General features: G+C 69.5%; 20 protein-coding genes and 1 tRNA gene. 16 read left to right on the top strand and 5 right to left on the bottom strand.

Going from position 1 to position 22819, the window contains the following annotated elements:
* Positions 1-16: 16 nt before the first annotated feature.
* Positions 17-1831 carry a glycoside hydrolase family 15 protein gene (locus ACIA8R_RS21165; RefSeq protein WP_397039895.1) on the top strand — a complete coding sequence of 605 codons (1815 nt, stop codon included), beginning with the start codon at positions 17-19 and terminating at the stop codon, positions 1829-1831.
* A 77-nt stretch (positions 1832-1908) separates the two neighbouring features.
* On the top strand, positions 1909-2793 hold the full coding sequence (locus ACIA8R_RS21170; RefSeq protein WP_364089411.1) for an alpha/beta hydrolase: 885 nt from the start codon (positions 1909-1911) through the stop codon (positions 2791-2793).
* Positions 2794-2804: 11 nt separating this feature from the next.
* Here the strand turns inward: ACIA8R_RS21170 and ACIA8R_RS21175 are convergent, their stop codons facing one another.
* Complete coding sequence (locus ACIA8R_RS21175; protein WP_397039897.1) at positions 2805-3371, bottom strand: YbhB/YbcL family Raf kinase inhibitor-like protein; 567 nt, start codon at positions 3369-3371, stop codon at positions 2805-2807.
* Positions 3372-3640: 269 nt separating this feature from the next.
* Here ACIA8R_RS21175 and ACIA8R_RS21180 point away from each other — a divergent pair, with 269 nt between their 5' ends.
* The 3 genes from ACIA8R_RS21180 (at position 3641) to helR (ending at position 7531) form a co-directional block, all read left to right on the top strand.
* Positions 3641-3913: a GlsB/YeaQ/YmgE family stress response membrane protein gene (locus ACIA8R_RS21180; RefSeq protein ID WP_357694757.1), complete on the top strand. Its 273-nt coding sequence runs from the start codon at positions 3641-3643 to the stop codon at positions 3911-3913.
* A gap of 180 nt (positions 3914-4093) precedes the next feature.
* On the top strand, positions 4094-5083 hold the full coding sequence (locus ACIA8R_RS21185; RefSeq protein WP_397039899.1) for a sporulation protein: 990 nt from the start codon (positions 4094-4096) through the stop codon (positions 5081-5083).
* A gap of 285 nt (positions 5084-5368) precedes the next feature.
* Positions 5369-7531 carry an RNA polymerase recycling motor ATPase HelR gene (helR, locus tag ACIA8R_RS21190; RefSeq protein WP_397039901.1) on the top strand — a complete coding sequence of 721 codons (2163 nt, stop codon included), beginning with the start codon at positions 5369-5371 and terminating at the stop codon, positions 7529-7531.
* Positions 7532-7569: 38 nt separating this feature from the next.
* Here the strand turns inward: helR and ACIA8R_RS21195 are convergent, their stop codons facing one another.
* Together ACIA8R_RS21195 and sigJ are read right to left on the bottom strand one after the other, a co-directional pair.
* Positions 7570-8775, bottom strand: a complete 1206-nt coding sequence (locus tag ACIA8R_RS21195) for an NAD(P)/FAD-dependent oxidoreductase (protein WP_397039903.1) — start codon at positions 8773-8775, stop codon at positions 7570-7572.
* A gap of 91 nt (positions 8776-8866) precedes the next feature.
* Positions 8867-9814 carry an RNA polymerase sigma factor SigJ gene (gene sigJ / locus ACIA8R_RS21200; protein WP_357694764.1) on the bottom strand — a complete coding sequence of 316 codons (948 nt, stop codon included), beginning with the start codon at positions 9812-9814 and terminating at the stop codon, positions 8867-8869.
* A gap of 126 nt (positions 9815-9940) precedes the next feature.
* On the opposite strand from sigJ, the gene ACIA8R_RS21205 reads away from it, so the two are divergent.
* Positions 9941-10801 (top strand): alpha/beta fold hydrolase, encoded by an 861-nt coding sequence (locus ACIA8R_RS21205; protein WP_397039905.1) that lies wholly within the window; start codon positions 9941-9943, stop codon positions 10799-10801.
* A gap of 37 nt (positions 10802-10838) precedes the next feature.
* On the opposite strand, the gene ACIA8R_RS21210 is transcribed toward ACIA8R_RS21205, so the two are convergent.
* Positions 10839-13946: a BTAD domain-containing putative transcriptional regulator gene (locus ACIA8R_RS21210; RefSeq protein WP_397039907.1), complete on the bottom strand. Its 3108-nt coding sequence runs from the start codon at positions 13944-13946 to the stop codon at positions 10839-10841.
* Positions 13947-14056: 110 nt separating this feature from the next.
* Between ACIA8R_RS21210 and ACIA8R_RS21215 the strand changes: the two genes are divergently transcribed.
* The 6 genes from ACIA8R_RS21215 to ACIA8R_RS21240 all read left to right on the top strand — a co-directional run bounded on the left by ACIA8R_RS21215 (position 14057) and on the right by ACIA8R_RS21240 (position 20323).
* Positions 14057-14683: a hypothetical protein gene (locus ACIA8R_RS21215; protein WP_397039908.1), complete on the top strand. Its 627-nt coding sequence runs from the start codon at positions 14057-14059 to the stop codon at positions 14681-14683.
* Between the two features lie 310 nt (positions 14684-14993).
* On the top strand, positions 14994-16628 hold the full coding sequence (locus ACIA8R_RS21220; protein ID WP_397039910.1) for a toxin glutamine deamidase domain-containing protein: 1635 nt from the start codon (positions 14994-14996) through the stop codon (positions 16626-16628).
* 15 nt (positions 16629-16643) lie between these two features.
* Entirely contained in the window at positions 16644-16949 is a 306-nt protein-coding gene (locus tag ACIA8R_RS21225; protein ID WP_397039912.1) for a YrhB domain-containing protein, read from the top strand.
* Positions 16950-17501: 552 nt separating this feature from the next.
* Complete coding sequence (locus tag ACIA8R_RS21230; protein WP_397039914.1) at positions 17502-17843, top strand: CU044_2847 family protein; 342 nt, start codon at positions 17502-17504, stop codon at positions 17841-17843.
* A 2-nt stretch (positions 17844-17845) separates the two neighbouring features.
* Positions 17846-18700: a pentapeptide repeat-containing protein gene (locus ACIA8R_RS21235; RefSeq protein ID WP_357694778.1), complete on the top strand. Its 855-nt coding sequence runs from the start codon at positions 17846-17848 to the stop codon at positions 18698-18700.
* A gap of 1365 nt (positions 18701-20065) precedes the next feature.
* On the top strand, positions 20066-20323 hold the full coding sequence (locus tag ACIA8R_RS21240; protein ID WP_397039916.1) for a hypothetical protein: 258 nt from the start codon (positions 20066-20068) through the stop codon (positions 20321-20323).
* 69 nt (positions 20324-20392) lie between these two features.
* Here ACIA8R_RS21240 and ACIA8R_RS21245 read toward each other — a convergent pair.
* Positions 20393-20464 (bottom strand) — tRNA-Arg (locus ACIA8R_RS21245).
* Between the two features lie 114 nt (positions 20465-20578).
* On the opposite strand from ACIA8R_RS21245, the gene ACIA8R_RS21250 reads away from it, so the two are divergent.
* The 4 genes from ACIA8R_RS21250 to ACIA8R_RS21265 all read left to right on the top strand — a co-directional run bounded on the left by ACIA8R_RS21250 (position 20579) and on the right by ACIA8R_RS21265 (position 22810).
* Entirely contained in the window at positions 20579-20965 is a 387-nt protein-coding gene (locus tag ACIA8R_RS21250) for a response regulator (RefSeq protein WP_352349704.1), read from the top strand.
* A gap of 121 nt (positions 20966-21086) precedes the next feature.
* Positions 21087-21752, top strand: coding sequence for an AIM24 family protein (locus ACIA8R_RS21255; protein WP_357694780.1), 666 nt, complete (start codon positions 21087-21089; stop codon positions 21750-21752).
* A 256-nt stretch (positions 21753-22008) separates the two neighbouring features.
* Complete coding sequence (locus ACIA8R_RS21260; protein WP_397039918.1) at positions 22009-22308, top strand: ArsR/SmtB family transcription factor; 300 nt, start codon at positions 22009-22011, stop codon at positions 22306-22308.
* Positions 22298-22810, top strand: a complete 513-nt coding sequence (locus ACIA8R_RS21265) for a YbaK/prolyl-tRNA synthetase associated domain-containing protein (RefSeq protein WP_397039920.1) — start codon at positions 22298-22300, stop codon at positions 22808-22810. The genes ACIA8R_RS21260 and ACIA8R_RS21265 overlap by 11 nt, the downstream gene beginning before the upstream one ends.
* Positions 22811-22819: the final 9 nt, after the last annotated feature.

Raw genomic sequence — 22819 nt, forward strand, 5'->3', positions numbered from 1 at the left:
TGGGAGAACTGCTGCGATGGGTGGAGCAGACGGTGACCGCTACCTGCCGATCGCCGAGCACGGCCTCATCGGCGATCTGCGCAGCGTGGCCCTCGTCGGCACCAACGGGACCATCGACTGGTACTGCTGCCCGGCCTTCGACTCGCCCAGCGTCTTCGCCGCGATCCTCGACGCCGACCGGGGCGGGGCGTTCGAGCTGGCCACCGACGTGCCGGCGCGGACCAAGCAGTTCTACTTCCCCGACACCAACGTGCTCATCACCCGCTTCTTCACCGAGAGCGGAGTGGGCGAGATCCAGGACTTCATGCCGATCATCGGCGAGCCGGGCGGCCGCGGACGGCAGCGGCTGATCCGGCGGGTGCTCTGCGTGCGCGGCTCGCTGCCCTTCCACGCGCGGGTGGCCCCCCGCTTCGGCTACGGCGCCGACCCGCACACCGTCCGCGAGGCCGACGGCCTGACCGTCTTCGAGTCGGCCCACCTGACGCTCGCGCTGAGCGCCACCGTGCCGGTCGAGTCCGACGGCCGCGACGTGCGGGCGGCCTTCACCCTCGCGGAGGGCGAGTCGGAGGTGTTCGCGCTCGACCGGGTCGAGGCCGAGGTCCCGCCGCTCGGGTGCCCGCACGTCGAGGCGGAGGAGCAGCTGACCGCCACGGTGACGTTCTGGCGCAAATGGCTGTCGGCCTCCCGCTACCGGGGCAGGTGGCGGGAGATGGTCCACCGCTCGGCGCTGACGCTCAAGCTGCTGACGTACGCGCCGACCGGCGCCATCGTCGCCGCGCCGACGACCAGCCTGCCCGAGCTGATCGGCGGCGAGCGCAACTGGGACTACCGCTACCTCTGGATCCGCGACGCCGCCTTCTGCGTCTACGCCCTGCTCCGGCTCGGCTTCACCGGCGAGGCGGAGGCGTTCATGTCGTTCCTGACCCGGTACGTCAGCCTGCGCGGCGCCGGACCCAACGGCCCCCTCCAGATCATGTACGGCATCGACGGCCGCACCGACCTGCCCGAACGGCAGCTCGACCACCTGGAGGGCTACCGCGGCTCGGCCCCCGTACGCGTCGGCAACGCCGCCGCCGGCCAGCTCCAGCTCGACATCTACGGCGCCCTCCTCGACTCCGTCTACCTCTACGACAAATGGGGCAAGCCCATCTCCAGCGACCACTGGAACGCCGTCTGCGCCCTGGTCGACTGGGTCTGCGACAACTGGGACCAGCCCGACGAGGGCGTCTGGGAGACCAGGGGCGGGCGCAAGAAGTTCCTGTACTCCCGGCTGATGTGCTGGGTCGCCATCGAACGCGCCATGCGCATGGCCGCCCACCGGGGCCTGCCCGCCGACATCCCCCACTGGCGCGCGGCCCGCGACGACCTCTACCGGCAGATCATGGCCCACGGCTGGTCCGACGTGCGGCAGGCGTTCGTCCAGCACGAGGACGACGACGTGCTCGACGCGGCGCTGCTGATGATGCCGCTGGCCAAGTTCGTCTCGCCCACCGACCCGAAATGGCTGTCCACCCTCGACGCGCTCACCGCCGACCTGGTGTCCGACTCGCTGGTCTACCGCTACGACCCCGACGCCAGCCCCGACGGCCTGCGCGGACAGGAGGGCACGTTCTCCATCTGCTCCTTCTGGTACGTCGAGGCGCTGGTCCGCGCCGGCCGGGTGGAGGAGGCCCGCCTGGCCTTCGAGAAGATGCTGACCTACGCCAACCACCTCGGCCTGTACGCCGAGGAGATCGGCCGTACGGGCGAGCAGCAGGGCAACTTCCCGCAGGCGTTCACCCACCTGGCCCTGATCAGCGCCGCCTTCAACCTCGACCGCGCCCTCGGCTGACCTGCCAGCGTCCTGACAGCCGGGTACCAGCGCGGGCGGCCATGCTGCTGTCTCCACCGACGTGAAGGCAGGACGAGATGGGCGGCAGGATGGCGACGCAGTGGCAGCCGGCGGAAGTGACCTCGCGGGACGGGACGACGATCGCCCTGCTCAGCGCCGGGCGAGGCCCCGGGCTGCTGGTGATCCCCGGGAACAACCGGCGCGCCCACCACTACGGGGCCCTGGCGCGGGAGCTGTCCGGCGCACACAGCGTGCACGTGATCGAACGGCGCGGACGCGGCTCCAGCGGCCCGCAGGGCCCGGCCTACAGCGTGGAGACGGAGGTCGACGACGCCCTCGCCGTCATGAACCACACGGGTGCGCGCCTGGTCTTCGGGCACAGCTACGGCGGCCTCGTCGCCCTGCACCTCGGGCTGCGCCGGCGGGTGGACGCGCTCATGGTCCACGAACCCGGCGTGAGCATCGACGGTTCCTTCCCCGCCCACTGGGTGCCGGCGTTCAACCGCCTGCTGGAGGAGGGCAGGCGCACGGCGGCGATGGCGGCCTTCCTCAAGGGCACCCGCCTGACCCCCGTCGGCGACGCGCCGGCGCCGGTGTTCCACGCGCTGGCGTTCCTGCTGCTGCGCGGGTCCGAAGGGCGGGACGCGCGGGCGATGATGGCGACGACCCCGGCCGAGATCGGCGAGATCCTCCGCCTGGACTCCGACGGCGCCAGGTACACGGGCGTCGACTCCCCGACGCTGCTGCTCGGCGGCGGCAGGTCCCCCGGCTACCTCACCGGCGTGCTCGCCCGCCTGGCCCACGTCATGCCCGACGCCTGCCACGAGATCGTCGCCGGGCTCGACCACAACGCCCCCGACCTGAACGCCCCGGACGTCGTCGCCGAACGGATCCGGACCTTCGTGCGGTCCCGTCCCGCCCGCGGACACGAGCCGCCGGCGGGACGGATGACCTCCGCCTGATCCCCGAGGGGTCAGGACTCGCCGGACAGCACGGCCGTCCCCAGGGACGCGCCGGAGATCACCCTCGCCGCGGTCGTCGTGGACGAGGAGGACGTCAGTTCCGACAGCATGGCCCGGTCGAGGGCGTGCACGGTGAACTGGTAGGTGTTGACCGACCAGGGCGAGCACGGCCCCTGGTAGCCGTACAGGCTCGCGCTGCCGCGGTAGTAGACCTGCCGGGCTCCGGCGGGGGTCGCCGGCCGGTAGGCGTGCTCGACGTTCTGCGGCAGCGAGGTCACGCCCGCCGGGATGTCGTAGATCACCCAGTGGATGAGGTTGTTGTTGTCGAGGTCTCTCATGACCAGGGCGTAGCCGCGGGTCCCGGCCGGGCCGCCGTTCCAGGTCAGGGGCGGGGACTCGTTGCGGCGGCCGGGGTCGGTCTGGCCGCCGCTGGTGCACTCGTGCACCTTCGGGATGAGGCCGCCCTCGGTGAAGGCGGTGCTGGTCAGGGTGAAGGCGGTGGCGGACGCCGGTGAGGCCGCGGTCGCCGCGGTCGTCACGGCGAGCAGGGCGTGCAGCACGATTCGTCTGACGGTCACAAAGGGCTCCTGAGGAGGGGTTCGGTGCGCCGTTCGTTCGCGTCTGCTGTTCGTGGGGTGTGCCCGCAGTGTAGGCATCGGCGGCCCGTCCCGTCACCACCGTGAACGGCACAAAGCCGTCGATCCTGTCCGCCATGAACCGATATCAGGCTGAGCCATCCGGTTTCTTTGAGATGAGGCAGGGAAGCAATGGCGCTGTCAGGCCGGGGGCCGCTCCTTCCCCCACGAGGGGCGGCGACACCCGGCGCGGCAGAACGGGAGCGTGCAGCGTGGAAGTCACCGGCATCATCTCCGCCCTCATCATCGGGCTTGTCATCGGCGTCCTCGGCCGGCTGGTCGTGCCGGGCCGTCAGAGCATTCCCATCTGGCTCACCATCGTGATCGGCATCGTCGCGGCCCTCATCGGCACCGCGGTCGCCGCCGCGGTCGGCGTCGCGGACACCCGCGGCATCGACTGGATCGAACTGGTCATCCAAGTGGTGCTCGCCGGTCTGGGGGTGGCCCTGGCGGCGGGCCTCTACGGCAGACGCGGCGTCAGGTAGACCGGGACACGTCGGGATCCCGGAGGGCGGCACACGCGCCGCGCTCCGGGATCCCGCCGTTCCCGCCCCTTCGCCGACGCCCCGGCATGCGTTTTCGCTATGTCCGGAACCGGGGCACGCCGGAGATCGTTGTGCGGGTCGGCTGCACACATTTCGATCTTCGACAGGGAGAACAAAGCCGTGGTCTTCAAACGCATGCTGGGTGCCTTCGGCGTCGGCGCGCCCTCCGTGGACACCGTCCTGGCGACCCCGCGCGTCCAGCCGGGCGGCACGCTGTCGGGCGAGGTACGGCTCAAGGGCGGCGACTTCGACGCCGAGATCGAGCACGTCACCCTCGGCCTGGTCGCCCGCGTGGAGTTCGAGCACGGCGACGGCGAGCACACGGGGGCGGGGGAGTTCTCCCGCGTCCAGGTGTCCGGCCCGTTCGTGCTGCGCCAGGGCGAGGAGCGCGCGATCCCCTTCGAGATCGGCGTGCCGTGGGAGGCGCCGATCAGCCGGATCGGCGGGCAGCCGCTGCACGGCATGGCGCTGGGCGTGCGCACCGAGCTCGCCATCGCCAAGGCGGTCGACAAGGGTGACCTCGACGAGGTCGCGGTCGAGCCGCTGCCCTCCCAGCTGCGCATCCTGGAGGCGCTGCTCCAGCTCGGCTTCGCGTTCAAGTCCGCCGACCTGGAGGCCGGCCACCTGTACGGCGTGCACCAGACGCTGCCGTTCTACCAGGAGATCGAGTTCTACCCGGCCGGCCGGTACGCCGGCGTGCTCGGCGAGCTCGAAGTGACCTTCGTGGCCGACCCGTCGGGGCTGGAGGTGGTCCTGGAGGCCGACAAGCGCGCCGGCCGCTACTCCGGCGACGCGATCGGCCGCTTCACCGTCAGCCACGCCGACGCCCTGCACACCGACTGGCCCGGCGAGCTCGACCGCTGGCTGTCCGGCCTGGCCTCGCACGCCCCTTCGTCCTTCGGGCACGGCGACCACCACGGCTACGGCGACCATCACGGTCACGGCGACCATCACGGTTACGGCCACCACGAGGAGCACCGCGGCGGGCCGGGCTGGGGCACGGTGGCCGCGGCCGGCGCCGCCGGCGTGGTCGGCGGACTGGTGGCGGGCGAGATCGTCGAGGAGATCTTCGAGGGCGACGAGGACGAGGGCGGCGACGGCGACTGGTGATCCCGCACCGGTGATCCGCCCGTCAGGGGCGGGTCACCGGCTTCCGCCGGTCACGCAGCCTGGTGGACGCCCCGCGCGTCGAGGCTCTGAGCCGTTCGTCGCCTTGTGGGGGATTGCTCCTGCATTGCGGAGCGAGATTTGGAAAAAGGAGCTTCTACTCCTTTCCACTCTCAACGTATAGCGCACCCGGGGGCTTGCGGCAAGACCCCCGTCGTGGCGCAGAATCGTCCGCCTAGGCCAGAAGCCTTGCCATGCGAAGACCGACCTCGTAGCGGAGCCACAGATATGAATCCCCTGACCACCAGCGTGTTCGACCTGCCCGGCAACCTCGCCGCCAAGGCCGACCCGGCGCTGATCGCCGTTGACGAGCGGCACTTCGCGGCGCTCGCCGAGACCCTGGAGCAGTCGATCGCCGACCTGTCCGCCCGCCTCGACGCCGAACGCAAGAACCCCGGCGGCAAGGGCCGTCAGGCGCTCGACCGGGACCTGGAGATCCACCGACTGGCCGCCCGCCTGCGTACGCTGCGCCGCTTCGGCCTGGACCTGTGCCTCGGCCACATGGTCACCCCCGACCACCCCGAACCGGTGTACGTCGGACGCCTCGGCCTCACCGACCGCGACGGACGCCGCCTGCTGCTCGACTGGCGTTCGCCCGCGGCCGAGCCGTTCTTCGGCGCCACCCACGCCAACCCCATGGGCCTGACCAGCCGCCGCAGATACCGCTGGACCCGCGGCCGGATCAGCGACTACTGGGACGAGGTGTTCACCGCCGACGGCTTCGAGGGCCACGCCGCCCTCGACGACCAGTCGGCCTTCATCGCCAGCCTGGGCGGCAACCGTTCGCCCAGGATGCGGGACGTGCTCGGCACCATCCAGGCCGACCAGGACGCCATCATCCGGGCCGGCTCCCGCGGCGCCCTCGTCGTGGACGGCGGCCCCGGCACGGGCAAGACCGTCGTCGCCCTCCACCGCTCGGCCTACCTGCTCTACTCCGACCCCCGGCTCGGCCATTCCCGGGGCGGCGTGCTGTTCGTCGGCCCGCACCAGCCCTACCTGGCCTACGTCGCCGACGTCCTGCCCAGCCTGGGGGAGGAGGGCGTGCGGACCTGCACCTTGCGGGACCTCGTGCCCGAGGGGGCGGCGGCGGCCCCCGAGCGGGACCCGGAGGTGGCCCGGCTGAAGGCGTCCGCGGACCTGGTGAAGGCGATCGAGCCGGCCGTCAGGTTCTACGAGAACCCGCCCGCCAAGGGCATGACGGTCACCACGCACTGGGCCGACGTCCGGCTGAGCGCCGAGGACTGGGCCGAGGCGTTCGAGGCCGCCGAACCCGGCACGCCGCACAACGAGGCGCGCGACCAGATCTGGGAGGAACTGCTCACGATCCTCATCGACAAGCACGACCTGTCCGACGAGGCCTCACCGGACCTGCTACGCAGGTCGCTGCGGGCGAACCGGGAGCTGCTCGCCGCCTTCAACCGCGCCTGGCCGCTGATCGAGCCCACCGACCTCGTCGGCGACCTGTGGACGGTCCCCGCCTACCTGCGGCTGTGCGCCCCCCGGCTCGGCCCGGACGAGATCCGCCGGCTCCAGCGCGCCGACGCCCAGTCCTGGACCGTCTCCGACCTGCCCCTCCTGGACGCGGCCCGCCAGCGCCTCGGCGACCCGGAGGCGTCCCGCCGCATGCGCAGGCAGGAGGCCGCCCTCGCCGTGCAGCGCGAGCGCATGGCCCAGGTCGTGGACAACCTGATCGAGGCCGACGACGACGGCGAGGGCCTGGTGACGCAGCTGCGCCGGGCGGACCTCCAGCGGAACCTGGTGGACGAGTCCGAGCTGCCCACGGTGGAGCCGGACCTGCTCGCCGGGCCGTTCGCGCACATCGTCGTGGACGAGGCCCAGGAGCTGACCGACGCCGAATGGCAGATGTTGCTGCTGCGCTGCCCGTCCAGGAGTTTCACCATCGTCGGGGACCGCGCCCAGGCCAGGCACGGGTTCACCGAGTCGTGGGAGGAGCGGCTCGGCCGGGTCGGCATCGACCGCGTCGAACTGGCCACCCTGAGCGTCAACTACCGGACCCCGGCGGAGATCATGGCCGAGGCCGAGCCGGTCATCCGGGCCGCGCTCCCGGACGCCAACGTGCCGAGCTCCATCCGGGAGAGCGGCGTCCCCGTCACGCGCGGGCCGGCCGCGGAGCTGGCGGCGATCCTCGACGCCTGGCTGGCCGCGAACGCCGAGGGGATCGCGTGCGTGATCGGGGACCCGGGCTTCCGGGAGCGGCCCCGGGTCCGGTCGCTGACGCCGGAGCTGTCGAAGGGGCTGGAGTTCGACCTGGTCGTCCTGGTCGATCCGGAGAGGTTCGGCGGGGGCGGCGAGGGCGTCGAAGGGGCGGTCGACCGTTATGTCGCGATGACCCGGGCGACCCGCCAACTCGTCATCCTCACCACCCCCTGACGCGCCCCCGCCTCTCTCCAGGCCGCCGCCGTCGCGTTCTATGCCCGTGCCTTGGCGGCCGGGCCCGTCGTGCTGCTCGGGCGGGTGACGCGGCGGCGGCGGGCCGGGAGGCCCAGCATCGGGTTGGCGACCCCCCACGCCGCCCCCTTGCAGACCAGCTCCTTGTAGACGGCGGCGGTCCGCCCGGTCAGCACCGTGGGCACGGCGCGGTCGTCGGCGGTGACGAACTGGATCAGCCCGTTGTCCCGGCCCAGCGAGACGCACTGGTTGAAGTAGCGCAGCGGCGTGTTCGGCAGCTTCCCGCCGGTCAGCCGCGCCGCGATCGAGTCGGCGGCCTGCCAGGCGGTCGGGATGCCCGACGCGCACGACATCCGCAGCGGCTTGTCGCCGGGGCCCATCGCCATGGCGGCGTCGCCGACGGCGTACACGTCCGGGTGCGAGACCGAGCGCATCGTCCGGTCGACCACGATCTGGCCGCTTTCGGTGACCTCCAGCGTGGTCGCCCGCGGGATCGGGTGCACGGCGAAGCCGGCCGTCCAGACGGTCACCGCGGCCGGGATGGGCTCGCCGGCGGTGGTGACACGGTCGGCCTCGACCCCGGTGACGGTGGTGTGCTCGTGCACGCTCACCCCGAGCCCGGTCAGGACCTTCCGCACGTGCGCGCGGCCCTTCGGCGAGAGCCAGTCGCCGAGCCCGCCGCGGGCGGCCAGGGCGACGTCGAGGTCCGGACGGGCCTCGGCGATCTCGGCCACGGCCTCCAGCCCGGTGAGCCCGCCGCCGACGACGACCACGCTCTGCCCCGCGTCGAGCCCGGCCAGCCGCTCGCGCAGCCGCAGCGCCCCCGGACGGCCGGCGATGTCGTGGGCGTGCTCGGCGGTCCCGGGCACGGCCTCGGCGTCCCAGCCGCTGCCGAGCGCGTAGACCAGCGTGTCGTAGGCCAGCTCCTCGGCGCCGCCGGTGCCGGTGCCCGTGCTGGTCACGGTGACGGTCCGGCGGTCGGCGTCGAGGCCGGTGACCGTCCCGAGCCGCAGCTCGACGCCGGTGCCCGCGAACATCTCGCGGAACGGCCGGGGCCTGAGGTCCTGGCCGGTGGCCACCTGGTGCATGCGGACGCGTTCGACGAAGTCGGGCTCGGCGTTGACGAGGGTGATGGCGACGTCCTCGTGGCGCAGCCGCCTGGCGAGACGGCCGGCGACGACGGCTCCGGTGTAGCCGGCTCCGAGGACGATGATGCGGTGCTGCATTTCCTCGCTCCTGTCTGACGCGGGTTCGCCACCTGAACCGGACGGCCCGCGCTTTCCTGACAGGATCACGATGTGAAGCGCGTCACACCTCTCACCAGGAGGCTCTGAGCAGCGGCTCCCCGTGGTCTGTGGCGGCCCACTGCGCGGTCGCGCGGGCGAGCTTGTCGGGGTTGACCTGGTTGCGGAACGCGGCGATGCCCTCGGTGGTGATCTCCATGCACATGACGCCGACGACCTGGCCGTCCACGACCGCGACGACGGCCGGCTCGCCGTTGGCCGTCCAGACGTGGATCTCGGGCGAGCCGCCGACCAGGGCGCGCTTGGCCTTGCCGGGCTTGAGCAGGCCCCACAGGAACTTCGCGACCGCGACGGCGCCCTCGAACGCCTTGGCGCGGGCCGGGACCTTGCCGCCGCCGTCGCCGATCGCGATGGCGTCCTGGGTGAGCAGGCGTACCAGCGGCTCGGTCTGCCCGTTGCCGGCGGCGGCCAGGAACTCCTCGACGATCCGCCGGGCGGTGGCCTCGTCGACCTCCGTACGGGCCCTGCCGTCGGCGACGTGCTTCTTGGCGCGGTGGAAGATCTGCTGGCTGGCCGCCTCGGTGAGGTCGAGGATCTCGGCGATCTCCCGGTGGGAGTGGTCGAAGGCCGTCCGCAGCACGTAGACCGCCCGCTCGTTGGGGGAGAGGCGTTCCATCAGAGTGAGGACGGCGTACGAGACCGACTCGCGCTGCTCGGCGGTGTCGGCCGGGCCGAGCATCGGGTCCCCGGCGAGCAGCGGCTCGGGCAGCCACTGGCCCACGTACGTCTCGCGGCGCGCCCGCGCGGAACCGAGCTGGTTGAGGCACAGGTTGGTGAGCACCTTCGTCAGCCACGCCTCGGGAACCTCGACGCGCCCGGCGTCGGCGGCCTGCCAGCGCAGGAACGTCTCCTGCACGGCGTCCTCGGCCTCCGCGGCCGAGCCGAGCAGGCGATAGGCGATGGCCTCCAGGCGGGGTCTGGCGGTCACGAACCGGTCGACGTCGTCCGCGGTCAAAGGCATGGCCCGATCCTAGAACGTCCCCGTATGCGGCGGGTCGCCGGTTCGGCACCTGTGACCGTCCGTCGCTTGCCGGGCGTCGCGACCCGGGCCGCGTTGATCGGCGGCGGCCGTGGGTAGAGGCGGCCGATGTTCGACGACTTCGCGACCGGCATGATCGACGTGGGCGAGACAGAACTGTTCGTCCGGTACGGCGGCTCGGGCTCGCCCGTCCTGCTGCTCCACGGCCACCCCCGTACCCACGCGACCTGGCACCGCGTCGCCCCCCTCCTGGCCCCGCACCACACGGTGGTCTGCCCCGACCTGCGCGGGTACGGCCGCTCGGGCAAGCCGCCCACCACCCCCGACCACGAGCCCTACTCCAAGCGCGCCATGGCCCGCGACATGGTCGCCCTCATGCGCTCGCTGGGCCACGAACGGTTCGCCGTCGCCGGCCACGACCGCGGCGCCTACGTGGCCCACCGCCTGGCCGCCGACCACCCCGACGCCGTCACCCGCCTGGTCGTGATGGACGGCATCCCCATCGGCGAGGCGCTGGCCAGGGCCGACGCCCGGTTCGCCGCGTCCTGGTGGCACTGGTTCTTCCTCGGCCAGACCGCCAAACCCGCCGAACGCGTCATCAACGCCGACCCCGACGCCTGGTACGAGGGCACCGCCGAGCAGACGGGCCAGGAGGCGTACGAGGACTACCGCCGGGCCGTCCACGACCCGGAGACCGTGCACGCGATGTGCGAGGACTACCGCGCCGGCCTGACCGTGGACCGCGCGGCCGACGACGCCGACCGCGCCGCCGCCCGCCGCCTCACCTGCCCGACCCTGTTCCTCTGGACGTCCAAGGACGACATGGAGGACCTGTACGGCGACCCGCTGGCGATCTGGCGCACCTGGGCCGACGACGTGACCGGCCACCCGATCGACAGCGGCCACCACGTGGCCGAAGAGGCCCCGGACGCCCTCGCCGCCTCCCTGCTGACCTTCCTGCACGAATGACGACCTCACGGACCCGCCGCCTCCCGCTCAGCCCACGTCAAACCCCCGACGGGTCCGCGCAGAGCGCCAGGAGCCGGTCCATCGCCTCCTGCCGCGGCAGGTCCGCGCCACGCCGGTACGCCTCCAGGTAACCTGCGTCGCCGAGCCGCCCGGTCAGGACGGGAACCAGCCGGCCCAGATCGGGGTCGCCCTCGTCGAAGACGCCCCTGATCACGTGGCTCATGCCGAGCGCCGTCGCGGCCCCCGCATGGTCGCCTTCCAGCCCGAGCAGCCTGGCCACCAGCTCCGCGCCCCGGGCCATGGCGTTGGCGTTGGTGTTCCCGAGCACACCGCGCAGCGCCCGGGGCAGCAGCTCGCGCGCCCGCTCCGCGGCCCCCTCCGTCACCAGGACGGCCATCCGGGAGGACACGATCACGTCGCCGTTCAGCGCGGGCGGGCCGGGCAGCCGGTGGGCGACCGCCTCCAGCTCGTCCACGGCCTGATGGGCCCGGTCCAGGTCGCCGGCATGGCGGTGCACCTCGGCGAGCGGGAACAGCATGCTGGCCTCCAGCCTCCGGTGGCCGTGCTCGCGTCCCTGGCGCCGCGCGGCGTGGACGTCGTGCAGCGCGCCGTCCAGGTCGCCGCCGCGCATGCGGTTCTGGGCGAGGTGCGACTTGGTGATGAAGAGGTGTTCCTCGGTGCCGAGCTCGGAGGCGATCGCGACGGCGCGCTCGCAGGCCGCGACCGCGCTGTCGTGCTCGCCGCGCAGGCCGTGGACGCGGCTCTGCCGTACCAGGCTCATCACCAGCCCCCAGCGGTCGCCGACCTGCTGGAACAGGCGCAACGCCGCCTCCCTGTGGCCGGCGCCGGTCTCCTGGTCACCCTGTTCCGTGAGGCGGAAGTCGTAGGCCCAGTGGGCGCTGGCGCGCACCCAGGGGTCGGGGGAGTCCAGGGCCTCCAGGTCTCCGGCGTCCTGGGCGGTGAGCTTGGAGAGGCGGAGCAACGGCAGCGCGTTGTGGTACTTCGTCACCCCGGGACGGCTGAGGTTCTCGCGGACCTCCTGCCCGCCTCGCCGGCCCGCCGTCGACCGCACCACCTCGAAGGCGGTACGCGCGTCCGCCGGCAGCTCTTCGCCGAACGCCAGCACCTCGCCCAGGAACGCGTCGGACTCGGTGGACATCCCGCGCATGCCCCAGTACCAGATCATGGACCTGACGAACCGGGCGGACGTGGCCGCGTCGCCCGCCTCGATGGCCGTCCGCAGCACGGCGACCAGGTTGTCGTGCTCGGCGTCGAAGACCTCGACGGCCCGCAGCTGGTCCCGGGTACGCAGCAGCGGCTCGTTCTCCTCGGCCAGCGCCAGGAAGTAGTCGCGGAACCGGTCGTTGATCGGCTCGGCGAGCCGGTCCGCCGCGTAGGCGCGGACGGTCTCCAGCATCCAGTACCTGTCGCCGTCCTGCTGGATCATGGACTTCTCGACCAGTGCGCTCGCGACGTACACCATGTCGGCGGCGGACAGGGACGCGTCGGAGCAGATCTCCTCCAGCGCGGCCAGGTCGGCGCCGCCGGGGAAGGCGGCCAGGCGGGCGGCCAGCACCCGTTCGGGCTCCTCCAGCAGGTCCCAGCTCCACTCCACCAGCGCGAGCAGCGTGCGCTGACGTGGCAGCGCGGTCCTGCTCCCCGAGGTGAGCAGGCGGAACCGATCGTCCAGACGCCGGGCGATCTGCGCCACGCTCATCGCCCGCAGCTTGGCCGCGGCCAGTTCGAGCGCCAGCGGCATGCCGTCCAGGCGGCGGCAGATCTCCACCGTGTGCCCCAGCGTGGCCTGGTCGAGCGCGAACCCCTGGCGCACCCTGCCCGCCCGCTCGACGAACAGCCGCACGGCGTCCGACTCGGCGGCCTCGGCCAGGTCCGCGTCCGCCACGGGCAGGTCGAGCGGGCCGAGGTGGCACAGGGCCTCGCCGTTGATCGCCAGCGCCTCCCTGCTGGTGGCCAGGACGCGCAGCTGCGGAAGCCGGCCGAGCAGCTGCTCGGCGAGCTGCGCGGCCGCCTCCACCAGGTGCTCGCAGTTGTCCAGCACCAGTACGGCCGGGCCGACGTCGAGCTGGGCCGCCAGCCGGGCCGTGGCGGGAGCCTGCGGCTTGAACCCGCCCTCGAACAGGCCGCCGCAGGCGCTGAGCACCGCGTCCGCGATCTGGTCCGGCTGGGTGACCCCGGCGAGCGAGACGAACCACGTGCGCTCCTCGACGTGGTCGGCGGCCTCCATAGCCAGCCTGGTCTTGCCCGCGCCACCCGGTCCGACGATCGTGACCAGCCGCGCGCCGGCCAGCAGCCGGGCGAGCTCGCCGAGCTCACGTTCCCGGCCGACGAAGGTGGTCAGCCTGGCCGGGAGCCGGCTGGGCGCGGACGGTGGCCGTACGGACGGACGGTTCAGCTCCCCGCGCAGCAGGGCGAGGTGGACCGCGCGCAGCTCGGGCGAGGGGTCGACGCCCAGCTCGTCGCCGAGCCTGCCGCGGACCTCGTCGTACACCGCCAGCGCCTCCGACTGGCGCCCGGCGGCCGACAGGGCCCGGATCCGCAGTTCGGCCAGGCGCTCGCTCAGCGGGCGGGCGACGGCCGCGACGCGCAGGTCGGCCAGCACCTCGGAGTGGCGGCCGAGCCGCACCTCCGCGTCGAAGAAGTCCTCGGCGACGGCGGCGCGCAACTCCTCCAGCCGGGCCGCCACATCACGGGCGAACGCGGCCTCCAGCACGTCCGCCAGCGCGTCGCCCCGCCATTGGTCCAGAGCGGTCCGGAGCAAGGTCGAGGCTTCCTCCGGCCTGCCGGCCGCGAGCTCCCGCCTGGCCTGCCCGGCAAGCTGCTCGAACCGATGCGTGTCCACGTCCTCGGGACGCACCGGCAACCGGTATCCACCGGCCACCAGCTCCACGGACTCCGGCCCGCCCAACATCCTGCGCAGCCGCGAGACCAGCCCGTGCAACGCGTTGGCGACCCCGGCCGGGGGCTCCTCGCCCCAGATGCAGTCGATCAGAACGTCCGCCGGCACCGGCCGTCCGGCCTCCAGCGCGAGCCGCGTCAGCAACATCCGCAGCCGCGCGCCGGGGAGGTCGATCGGGGAGGCGTCGTCGGACGTGGCCGCAACAGGACCAAGGAGGGAAATCTGCACCCGGCCACCTTCCCACCTGCCCCTCCCCGAACAACCGCCGCACCCCGCCTCACCGGACGGACCCCCACAGGACCCGGCCATCGCCACGATCAAGAAAGTCCCGGCCCCCTATGGTGAACGGCGTGCCCCCTTCAGATGCGGTCCGCCTCGGCCGTGAAGCCGCTCGGCGCCTGGCGTCGTCGGGCGTCTGCGAGGTCAGGCCCGGCCTGACCGACAAGGAGTTCGCCTGGATCGAGAAGGAATACGGCATCGAGTTCGCCGACGACCACCGGGCCTTTCTCGCCGCAGGCCTTCCCATCAACTCCGCCCGGCCGGACGAAGGCGCCACATGGGAACGCCCCTGGCCGGACTGGCGCGAGGGCGACGAGGAGGAGCTTCGCCGGCACGTCGGATGGCCCGTGCGGGTGGTTCTGCAGGATGTGGAGCGGGACGCCTGGTTGAGGTCGTGGGGAGCACGGCCGGAGAGCGACGAGCAGGCGTTACGCGTCGCGGCACAAGAGCTGGCCAGGGCGCCGAAGCTGATCCCGATCTACGCCCATCGTTTCCTGCCCGGCGGACGCGGCACGTACGGCGGCCAGGTGCTGTCGATATGGGGAACGGACATCATCAGCTACGGCCGAGACCTCGCCGAATACGTCACCCACGACTTCCACCCGCGCGACGAGGACGCAGAATCCGGGGAGGAGGGAGACGCCATTCCAGTATGGGGAGAGTTCATCCCCCGACCGCGCCTCTGATCCCGCAGTTACGGCCACGCCACATTCTTCGACCTGGACCGCCGCATGCTCGCCGGCGGGAAACCAGCCGCCATCCACATCCGCGCCAGACGTCACCATGCCCCAGCACCCCAGCCCGCGGCTGAGGTAGGCCCGGTGCTTCGGCATCGGGTATCCCGTCATCGAGCGGCGACATTCGACCTGCGTGCCCGGACCCGGAAAGACAGCAGCCGAACAGCTCATGCGTATTGGGCATAGCTGATTCGTTCAGCTTTCAGACCTTCTTAGCCTTTGCGTAGCGCAAGCCGTATCCACGGACGGGTGGAAGCGCATGGCGACTCCAGAAGAAGCCCAGCTGACGCTGGCGACGATCGCGCGATTAGCCGAAGAGCACGGGAACGCGCTGGACAGGACGTATCAGCTTTTTGGCGACGGTGCACTGCTCGGGCCTGGTGCCACCCGTATGCATGAAGGGTTGATCGAGCAGCATCTGGCCGTGCGGCACGCGTTCACCCGTGCCTTTGAGACGGCCGAACAGCTTGCCGCCACGGGCGGAAAGTCGCCCACGATTCATGCCCCTCAGCTCCGCCCGCCTCCAGCACCGTTGCCGACGCCACCCGGAGGTTATGTCGGCGGCTCTCCCGGTCTCATGGAGGCACTGGACTCCGAGTTCGGCCGTGTGGGAAGCGACTGGCAGGAGGCCGGACATGAGCTTTCCGGAGCCCTGTCCCACATCGGGCTGGCGACCAGCGCGGGCCGGACGGTCACCATGGCGGGGAGCTGGCTCGTCGATCAGCGCAAAGACCTTCAGCGACGCCGTGCCGAACTCCTGAAGGCCCCGGCCCAGCCGGCCATGGACGGATCACGGACAGTCTCCGGGACCGCCGGTGGAGGTCCCGCGCCCGTCCTCGGCATGCTCTTCACTCTGCTCGATCTGCGCGAACAAGATCGCTCTCCGGTCGAAGAGTTCTCCGACCAGGCGACCTCCCTCCTCAACAAGGGAATCGCATGGTACGGCGACTTCTGGGCCGGCAACGTGGAGCGGCTCAGCGTGAAGCTCGGTCAACCACAGATCGGGAAGGCTGCGCGGCAATACGTCGACAAGGTGGCCGCGCCGTTCACACAGGGAGCGAACGAGGCCACCTGGGGCCTGCTCAAGGGCGCGTGGAACTGGTCGCAGCTCGGCCTGATCACAGATCCGATCGGCTTTCTGAACCGGCTGCGAGGAGCGGGAGAGACCGCCGCGTTCGCGAAACAGCAGCCCGTGGAGTTCGGCAAGGCCCTCGCAGATCTGGAAACCCTGCAGAAGGACCCAGGCCGCTGGTTCGGCCGCCTTGTTCCTGACGTCATCCTGACCATCGCCACCGCAGGGGTGGGAAGCGAGGTCACCGCAGCCAACCGGCTCCGCAAGGGCTTCGACGACGGCGGCCGCCGAAGGACCTCGTCGACTCCCGGGCTGCCTTCGAAGTCACCCTTCCAAGATCCGAACATCACTCGCCATGCGGGCAACGCGCCGCAACAGGAGTTCGACGTACTGTTCACCGACATCAAGGACGTGAACCCTCAGTTCTCCTCGCAGGCATGGCAATACACCAACAATTGCCAGAGCTGTGTGGTGGTGACGGATCGGCTGCTCTCGGGTTCGTCGCCGATATCCGCTGTCCCGCACCATCCTTCGCATCCGTTCGACTGGCCTCGTAGCGTGACGGACACCGTAGGCGGAGGAAAGCCGTTCCGCGCGGTGAAGGATTATGACGAGATAGTCACGGAGCTGCTCAGAGGCGGGGACGGTGCTCGTGGCATCATTCACGGCATGCGCGTCGACCCGCGTACGGGGCTGCCGCGCGCAGGTCATGTCTTCAACGTGGTGAACCGCGGTGGCAAAGTATACTTTGTTGACGGCCAGAACGGCTCCTGGGCGACGCCGGAGAATTTTGCCCACATGGAATTCCTGCGCACCAACTAGCCGAGGAGAGAAGACGTGGACAGACAGCAGGCCACATTGCTCGCCGAGCGTTACCTGGCGGGCTTCTCAACTGCCGAAAAGCCGCTGGCCCTTTATGGCGACGAATCCGTGGACGACCTGGGCTGGTGTTTCGTCTTCCCATGGAACACGGCCCGTTTCATCGAGACACGTGATTTCGCCGACGTCCATGGGCCCGGCTATGGGCCGGTTGTCGTGGTCAAGGAAAGCGGCGACACGTGGATGATGAATGGATTGCCAGAGGAACAGCAACTCGCTGCGTACGCCGCAAGACACGGCATATCTCCTGACCATGAGAAGTGAAACGAGGACGGCGGTGCATGGGCACGAGACGGACGCGCGATGCGCCCAGAGACGCACCTAGGTGGTCACCTCCGAGGCTCACAATGGCGCACTCACCGATAGCCTGAACCCGGGCATGGGCGCAGTTATCGAGTCCCGCCACCCACGTGACGACCATGGACGGCAGCGCTGCCACTCGAACGGCATCCGAACCCTGTCTTGACGACCCGTGTCCGCGACCAGCCAAGCGGCGGTCACGCCGTGAAGCGCCCGGCATCTTGGATCAGGGCGCCGTTCATGAGCGTGACCGCGTGCCCCCCAGGCGCCGGGGAGTGGGCCGTAGCTATGGCCGTCTCCAGCGGGTTCGCATCGAAGTGGTCAAGATCCGTGTGGTGGCCTGACGGCCGCCCCTGCGTTGTCGGGCCGAGCGGCTGATCCAAGCCGGCGCCGCCTTCGGCGGGCCGTCGGAGGCGCACATTACCCAAACGGTCTTGCCAGTTGCGCCCATGGGCGGGAAGAATTCATGTGCTTTGATCTGATGAAGAACGCGGTCCGACACCAGGGAGTGGTCCAGTGGCGTCGTCGAATCCAGACGAAACTATCACGATACGCACGCGAGATGGAGTAAAGTATCAGGTTTACGCTCCTGGACAGATAAGAAGATTCGGTGTCGACCGTGAAATCATCGTCGATGACGAAGATCTTACAGTGGCGCTACTTAAAGTGTCGCGTTCATTGCGACGTGCAGTGAGTGCAACAAGCGAGAGCCGTGCCGACGGCATGAAGGTAGAGTTTGGAATGGCCTTCACGCCGGAGGGGGCACTCCAGATTACGCAAGGGCGCGACAGCTCTCACTTCTTCATCACGCTCGAGTATGCCGCGAGGGACGTCCCGCGTGAGGTGGGAGACCTCTAGCGATGACGGCGCAGACTGCGGCTAGATGGCTTCTGGTGGTTGGGGGAGCCTCTCTCGGGTTCTATTGGTATCCCGACACCTGGATCGGTAAGGAACTGGTAGGGGATTTATATGCGAATCTCTCTACCAGTCTTATCAGCATATCAATCACAGTGCTCTTGATTGATAAGCTCAGTGAGCAGGCCAACCGTGCCCAACTTAAGAAGAGACTGATTTGGGAGATGGGGAGCACGGATCAGGCGGCGGCCAGTCGCTCGGTCAAGGAACTTCGCGACTCCGGTTGGCTCGCGGACGGGAGCCTTGTCGAGGCTGACTTGAACTATGCCAACCTTGCGGGCGCCTCCCTGTCGGGAGCGAACCTCTCTGGGGTGAAGCTTTCTGGAGCAACTCTATCAAAAGCCGACCTGAGTAAGGCGATTCTAGATAGGGCAATCTTTGATGAGGTGATAGCGGTAGCGGCGAACTTCAAATCCGCATCTTTGATCGGTGCCAGCTTTCGCAAGGCGCAGCTGCAAGACGCCGTTCTCGATGATGCCAACTGTGCCGACAATATAGAGTTCATTGGCGCCCAGCTCCCGGGTGCCAGTCTTCGTGAAGCGAGACTTCAGCGAGCAAGCCTGGAATCATGTAACCTTATTGACTGTGATCTATCAAAGGCAAATCTCAGCGAAGCCAATTTGCGGGGGACGACCGTTCTGCGTGCGAATTTTTCTGGGACTAATCTAGAGCGCGCCGACTTGGCCGGACTGAGGGATTGGGAGCAAATAGTCTCAATGAGGGGAGCCCAGGTCCTCGGCATCAGGAACGCTCCTGAAGGGTTCATGGAGTGGGCGCTGCGTAATGGCGCAATACAATGAGAAGATTGTGTCATTTGCGGCCCCAGAGACGATGTCAATCGCGGGCGAGCTCGACTTGGTTCTCATGCCATGATGGCCCCGATGACCTTGGACTGGCCGACGACGTCTGCGTCGGGCTGTCGTCCCTCCATTCTTTCTAGACACAAAGAGGCGACAGGCCGATGGAAGGTCCTTGGCCGGTGGTACGCCCATCTTGCCGCTCTGGATCAGTGCGAACCGGTTGGCTGGTACCACGATGTCTGCTGTCTCCACCTGCGTCTCCTCCGAGTAGTACGTTCGCAGGATCGATCTGGTCGCGCTGTAGCCGCTCACACTCCTTGGCCGTTCCGAAGCGTGCCGAGACTTCTTCCGCCCAACCGCTCATGGATATACCATCCGTTCGGCCACTCCGCGGGCGGCCCGCCGTCCTCGGGCAGCACTATCGGCGTACCCGGGTAAGTCGAAGCGGTTCCCAACTGGTGGAAGCATGACTGGCTCTCTGTCGGCCGAGAAGACATAGTCAGTCCGCACCACGTCTTCCACGTCCCTCAGGCTCATCGAGGCTGAGACGGTCGCGGATCTCTGGTGGTGCCTGGACCGTCTGTGACTCATACGTCCAGCCGGCCTCACGGCTTTGTCGCTTCATGTCCCGCCTGAACGGCGAGCCGTAAGGTGTCGCCCGATGCCAGGCGGATCAGCGGTTGCGGTTCCTGCGGCGGACACACATAGGCACCGAGTCGGATGTGTCCCTCAGGCCTCTACCCATCCCAACCTTGCCTACAGCCAGTGAGCGTCAACGAGAAACGGGTGGAACTCCGTGAGACTGGAGGCCCGCCCGCTTCTGTGATGTTCATGCTGGTCAATGGCCTGAACCGCTGATCGAGATCTTGTGCCCCCCTGTAGGATTCAAACCTACGCATTCGGCTCCGTGAGGGCTGCTGTCGAGGATACGTGCAAGCCTCTGACCAGTGGCTTCGAGGGTGCTCGTTGGGTAGGGCCAGGTGATGGTCCGCAAGCGGAGCATGAAGCTGTGTTGGCCACAACGCATTCGACCTGCATAGCTCTCGGAGCTGTGTCGGCCGGCCTGCTCAACGTTGGGACTAGCCCCGGGCGCTCGCGGGGAATTTGAGCCGAGCTGATCGTTCATATGAGAAACGTGCCTTTGAGCTGGGAGGACGGGGCTTGTCCAGAGTCCTGTCCACGCCAGATTAGAAGGCACCATTCGAGTGGAGACCATCGCGTCCCAGCGCAAGATCGTGGTGTCCGCAGACGGTTCGGGGCTCGCCTCCCACGCAGGCGCCCTGCAACTGCTCCGCACCCTCCGCGTCACCGGCCTGGACCAAGCGTTGTCCACCCGGCTGCAGCGCCGGCGACCTGCCCGGGGCCGTGCACGACCGCGGCATGGTCATCGCCGACCTGGCCCTCAGCCTGGCTCTCGGCGGTATCTGCCTGGCCGACATCGCACTGCTGCGCTCCCAGCCCGACCTGGTCGGGCACGTCGTCTCCGACCCCACCGTCTCCCGGCTGATCGACCGCCTCCCCGCCGTGTGCCCCTGTGCCAGCAAGGGGCTGACAGCTACCTGTCGTGGCCTACAACTGGCCCACAACCAGCTAGCGTCAACGAGAACGGGCGGGGCTCCGTGAGACTGGAGGCCCGCCCGTTCCTGTGATGTTTGCGCTGGTCAACGGCCTGAACCGCTGATCAAGATTGTGTGCCCCCTGTAGGATTCGAACCTACGCACCCGGCTCCGGAGGCCGGTGCTCTATCCCCTGAGCTAAGGGGGCGACGAGTGATAAGGCTATCAGCATCCGGAGACCACTCGGCACCAGATAACGCTCCTTGAACGCATCCCGCGAAAACCCCACGTGACCGCCCCACTACGGGCTAGCTTTGCGCCCGTGAGCGACGTTCTTGGCAAAGTACTGGTCGTGGATGACGACGAGGTCATCCGGCAGCTCATCGCGGTCAACCTGAACCTGGAGGGGTTCGAGGTGTCGACCGCCACCGATGGGCAGGACTGTCTGGATCGGGTGATGGACGTCATGCCGGATGTGATCACGCTCGACGTGATGATGCCCTGCCTGGACGGGTGGGCGACGGCGGAGAAGTTGCGTACGGAGGAGGCGACCAGTCACATCAAGGTCGTCCTGATCACGGCGCGGGCGCAGGACGATGACCGGAGGCGTGGGCTGGGGATCGGGGTCGACGCGTACCTGACCAAGCCGTTCGACCCGGCCGAGCTCATTCAGGTGGTACGGGAACTCGCTTCCGGGGCTCCGAGTTGATGGGGTTGTAGAAGGCGCTGGGGCGGAGTGCCGGAGGTGGTGAAGAGCGGCGGGGTGGCGCCGCTCGGGCCGCGTCCGGGTGCACGTCGGCGGCGACGACCATCGACGTGAGAGGTACGACGTGCGTAGTTCGATCTTTGGCAACCTCGATGCCCAGCCGCTTCCCGGCGGGTTCGCGCTGGAGAACCGCAAGATGTTGCGGGTTCAGCTGCCGCACGAGGTGCTGGCCAAGCAGGGGTCCATGGTCGCCTTCCAGGGGCAGATGGACTTCGACTACGAGGGCGCCGGCGGGATCGGCCGGTTGCTCAAGAAGGCCGTGACGGGAGAGGGCACCTCCCTGATGCGGGTACGCGGCCAGGGGCTGCTCTATCTGGCGGACAATGCCGACGACATCCACCTTTTCTACCTGGAGAACGAGGGGCTGACGGTCAACGGGCGGAACCTGTTGGCGTTCGGGCCGGAGCTCCGGTGGGACATCCAGCGGGTTCAGGGGGCCGGGGTCGCGGCCGGCGGGTTGTTCAACACCACGGTGACCGGCACCGGGTGGGTGGCGGTGACCACGCACGGCACGCCGGTGCTGCTGGACGTGGCGAGGATGCCGACGTTCGTGGACGGGCAGGCGGCGGTGTGCTGGAGCACGGGGTTGCAGGTCGGGGTCAACCGCACGATGAAGGCGGGGGCGTTGATCGGGCGGGGGAGCGGGGAGGCCATGCAACTGGCGTTCCGGGGGCAGGGATTCGTGCTGGTGCAGGCCAGCGAAGGGGCGCCGGTGGTGCAGGCGTCGTGAGGCATGCGCGGCCGTGAGGCATGGCGCGGCCGACGGTGGTGCAGCTGTCCGGCCGACTTGTACGGCTGCCGGGAAGCTTGTGCGGTTGCCGAGGAGGCAGTGGCCTGCGGCGGCGGGGAGGCTTGTGCGGTTGCCGAGGAGGCAGTGGCCTGCGGCGGCCGGGGAGTGCGTGTGGGCGCCGAGGGCAGGTGCCGGTTCTACGTCAGGTGGCGGTTCGGGCGTGGACAGGTAATTAGCTAATTGCCATACTGGCTCGGTGGATGTGGATCTGGTCAAGGCGCTGGCCAGCGACAAACGGCTGCTCATCCTTGAGTGGCTGCGCGACCCCGAGCGGCACTTCCGCCCACAGCGCGACGGCGACCTCGTACGGGACGGCGTCTGTTCGCTGTTCATCGCCGAGAAGCTGGGCGTGAGTCAGCCCACCTGCGGCGAGCACCTCAAGGTGCTGGCCAAGGCGGGGCTGATCCGGGGCACGAAGATCAGGCAATGGGTCTTCTACCAGCGCGACGAGGACCGGATCACCAAGGTCAAGGAGATGTTGAGCAGTGACTGGTGACTCGGCCGACGCCTACGAACGTCTGATCGCCGATCTCGATGCCGGCGGGGCGCGCTACCGGGTGATCGACCATCCGGCGGAGGGCCGTACCGAGCTGGTGAGCGCCCTGCGGGGGCACGGTGTGGAGCAGGCGGCCAAGTGCCTGATCGTGATGGTCAAGGTCGGCAAGAAGGTGACCCGGCACGTGCTGGCCGTCATGCCGGGGGATGCGCGGCTGGATCTGCAGGCGGTCAAGGGGTTGCTGGAGGGCACGTACGTGACCTTCGCCGACAAGGACAGGGCGGAGGAGCTGGCGGGGAGCGTCAGCGGGACGGTGTTGCCGTTCAGCTTCGACCCTCGTCTTGAGCTGGTGGTCGATCCTTCGCTGCTGGAGCTGCCGGAGATCTACTTCAACGCCGCGCGGCTCGACCGGTCGCTGGTGCTGGCCACCGACGACTACGTCCGGCTGGCCGCGCCGCGCGTGGCCACCATCGTGGCGGCGCCGGTGCCGGCCGCCAACTGAGCCCCTGCG

The organism is Nonomuraea sp. NPDC051191 (assembly GCF_044455665.1).
Classification (GTDB): domain Bacteria; phylum Actinomycetota; class Actinomycetes; order Streptosporangiales; family Streptosporangiaceae; genus Nonomuraea.

Bases quoted from the DNA above. Each gene is read 5' to 3' on its own strand.
- ACIA8R_RS21165 (WP_397039895.1), top strand. From the start codon at position 17: ATGGGTGGAGCAGACGGTGACCGCTACCTGCCGATCGCCGAGCACGGC.
- ACIA8R_RS21170 (WP_364089411.1), top strand. From the start codon at position 1,909: ATGGGCGGCAGGATGGCGACGCAGTGGCAGCCGGCGGAAGTGACCTCG.
- helR (WP_397039901.1), top strand. From the start codon at position 5,369: ATGAATCCCCTGACCACCAGCGTGTTCGACCTGCCCGGCAACCTCGCC.
- ACIA8R_RS21195 (WP_397039903.1), bottom strand. From the start codon at position 8,775: ATGCAGCACCGCATCATCGTCCTCGGAGCCGGCTACACCGGAGCCGTC.
- sigJ (WP_357694764.1), bottom strand. From the start codon at position 9,814: ATGCCTTTGACCGCGGACGACGTCGACCGGTTCGTGACCGCCAGACCC.
- ACIA8R_RS21205 (WP_397039905.1), top strand. From the start codon at position 9,941: ATGTTCGACGACTTCGCGACCGGCATGATCGACGTGGGCGAGACAGAA.
- ACIA8R_RS21215 (WP_397039908.1), top strand. From the start codon at position 14,057: ATGGTGAACGGCGTGCCCCCTTCAGATGCGGTCCGCCTCGGCCGTGAA.
- ACIA8R_RS21220 (WP_397039910.1), top strand. From the start codon at position 14,994: ATGGCGACTCCAGAAGAAGCCCAGCTGACGCTGGCGACGATCGCGCGA.
- ACIA8R_RS21235 (WP_357694778.1), top strand. From the start codon at position 17,846: ATGACGGCGCAGACTGCGGCTAGATGGCTTCTGGTGGTTGGGGGAGCC.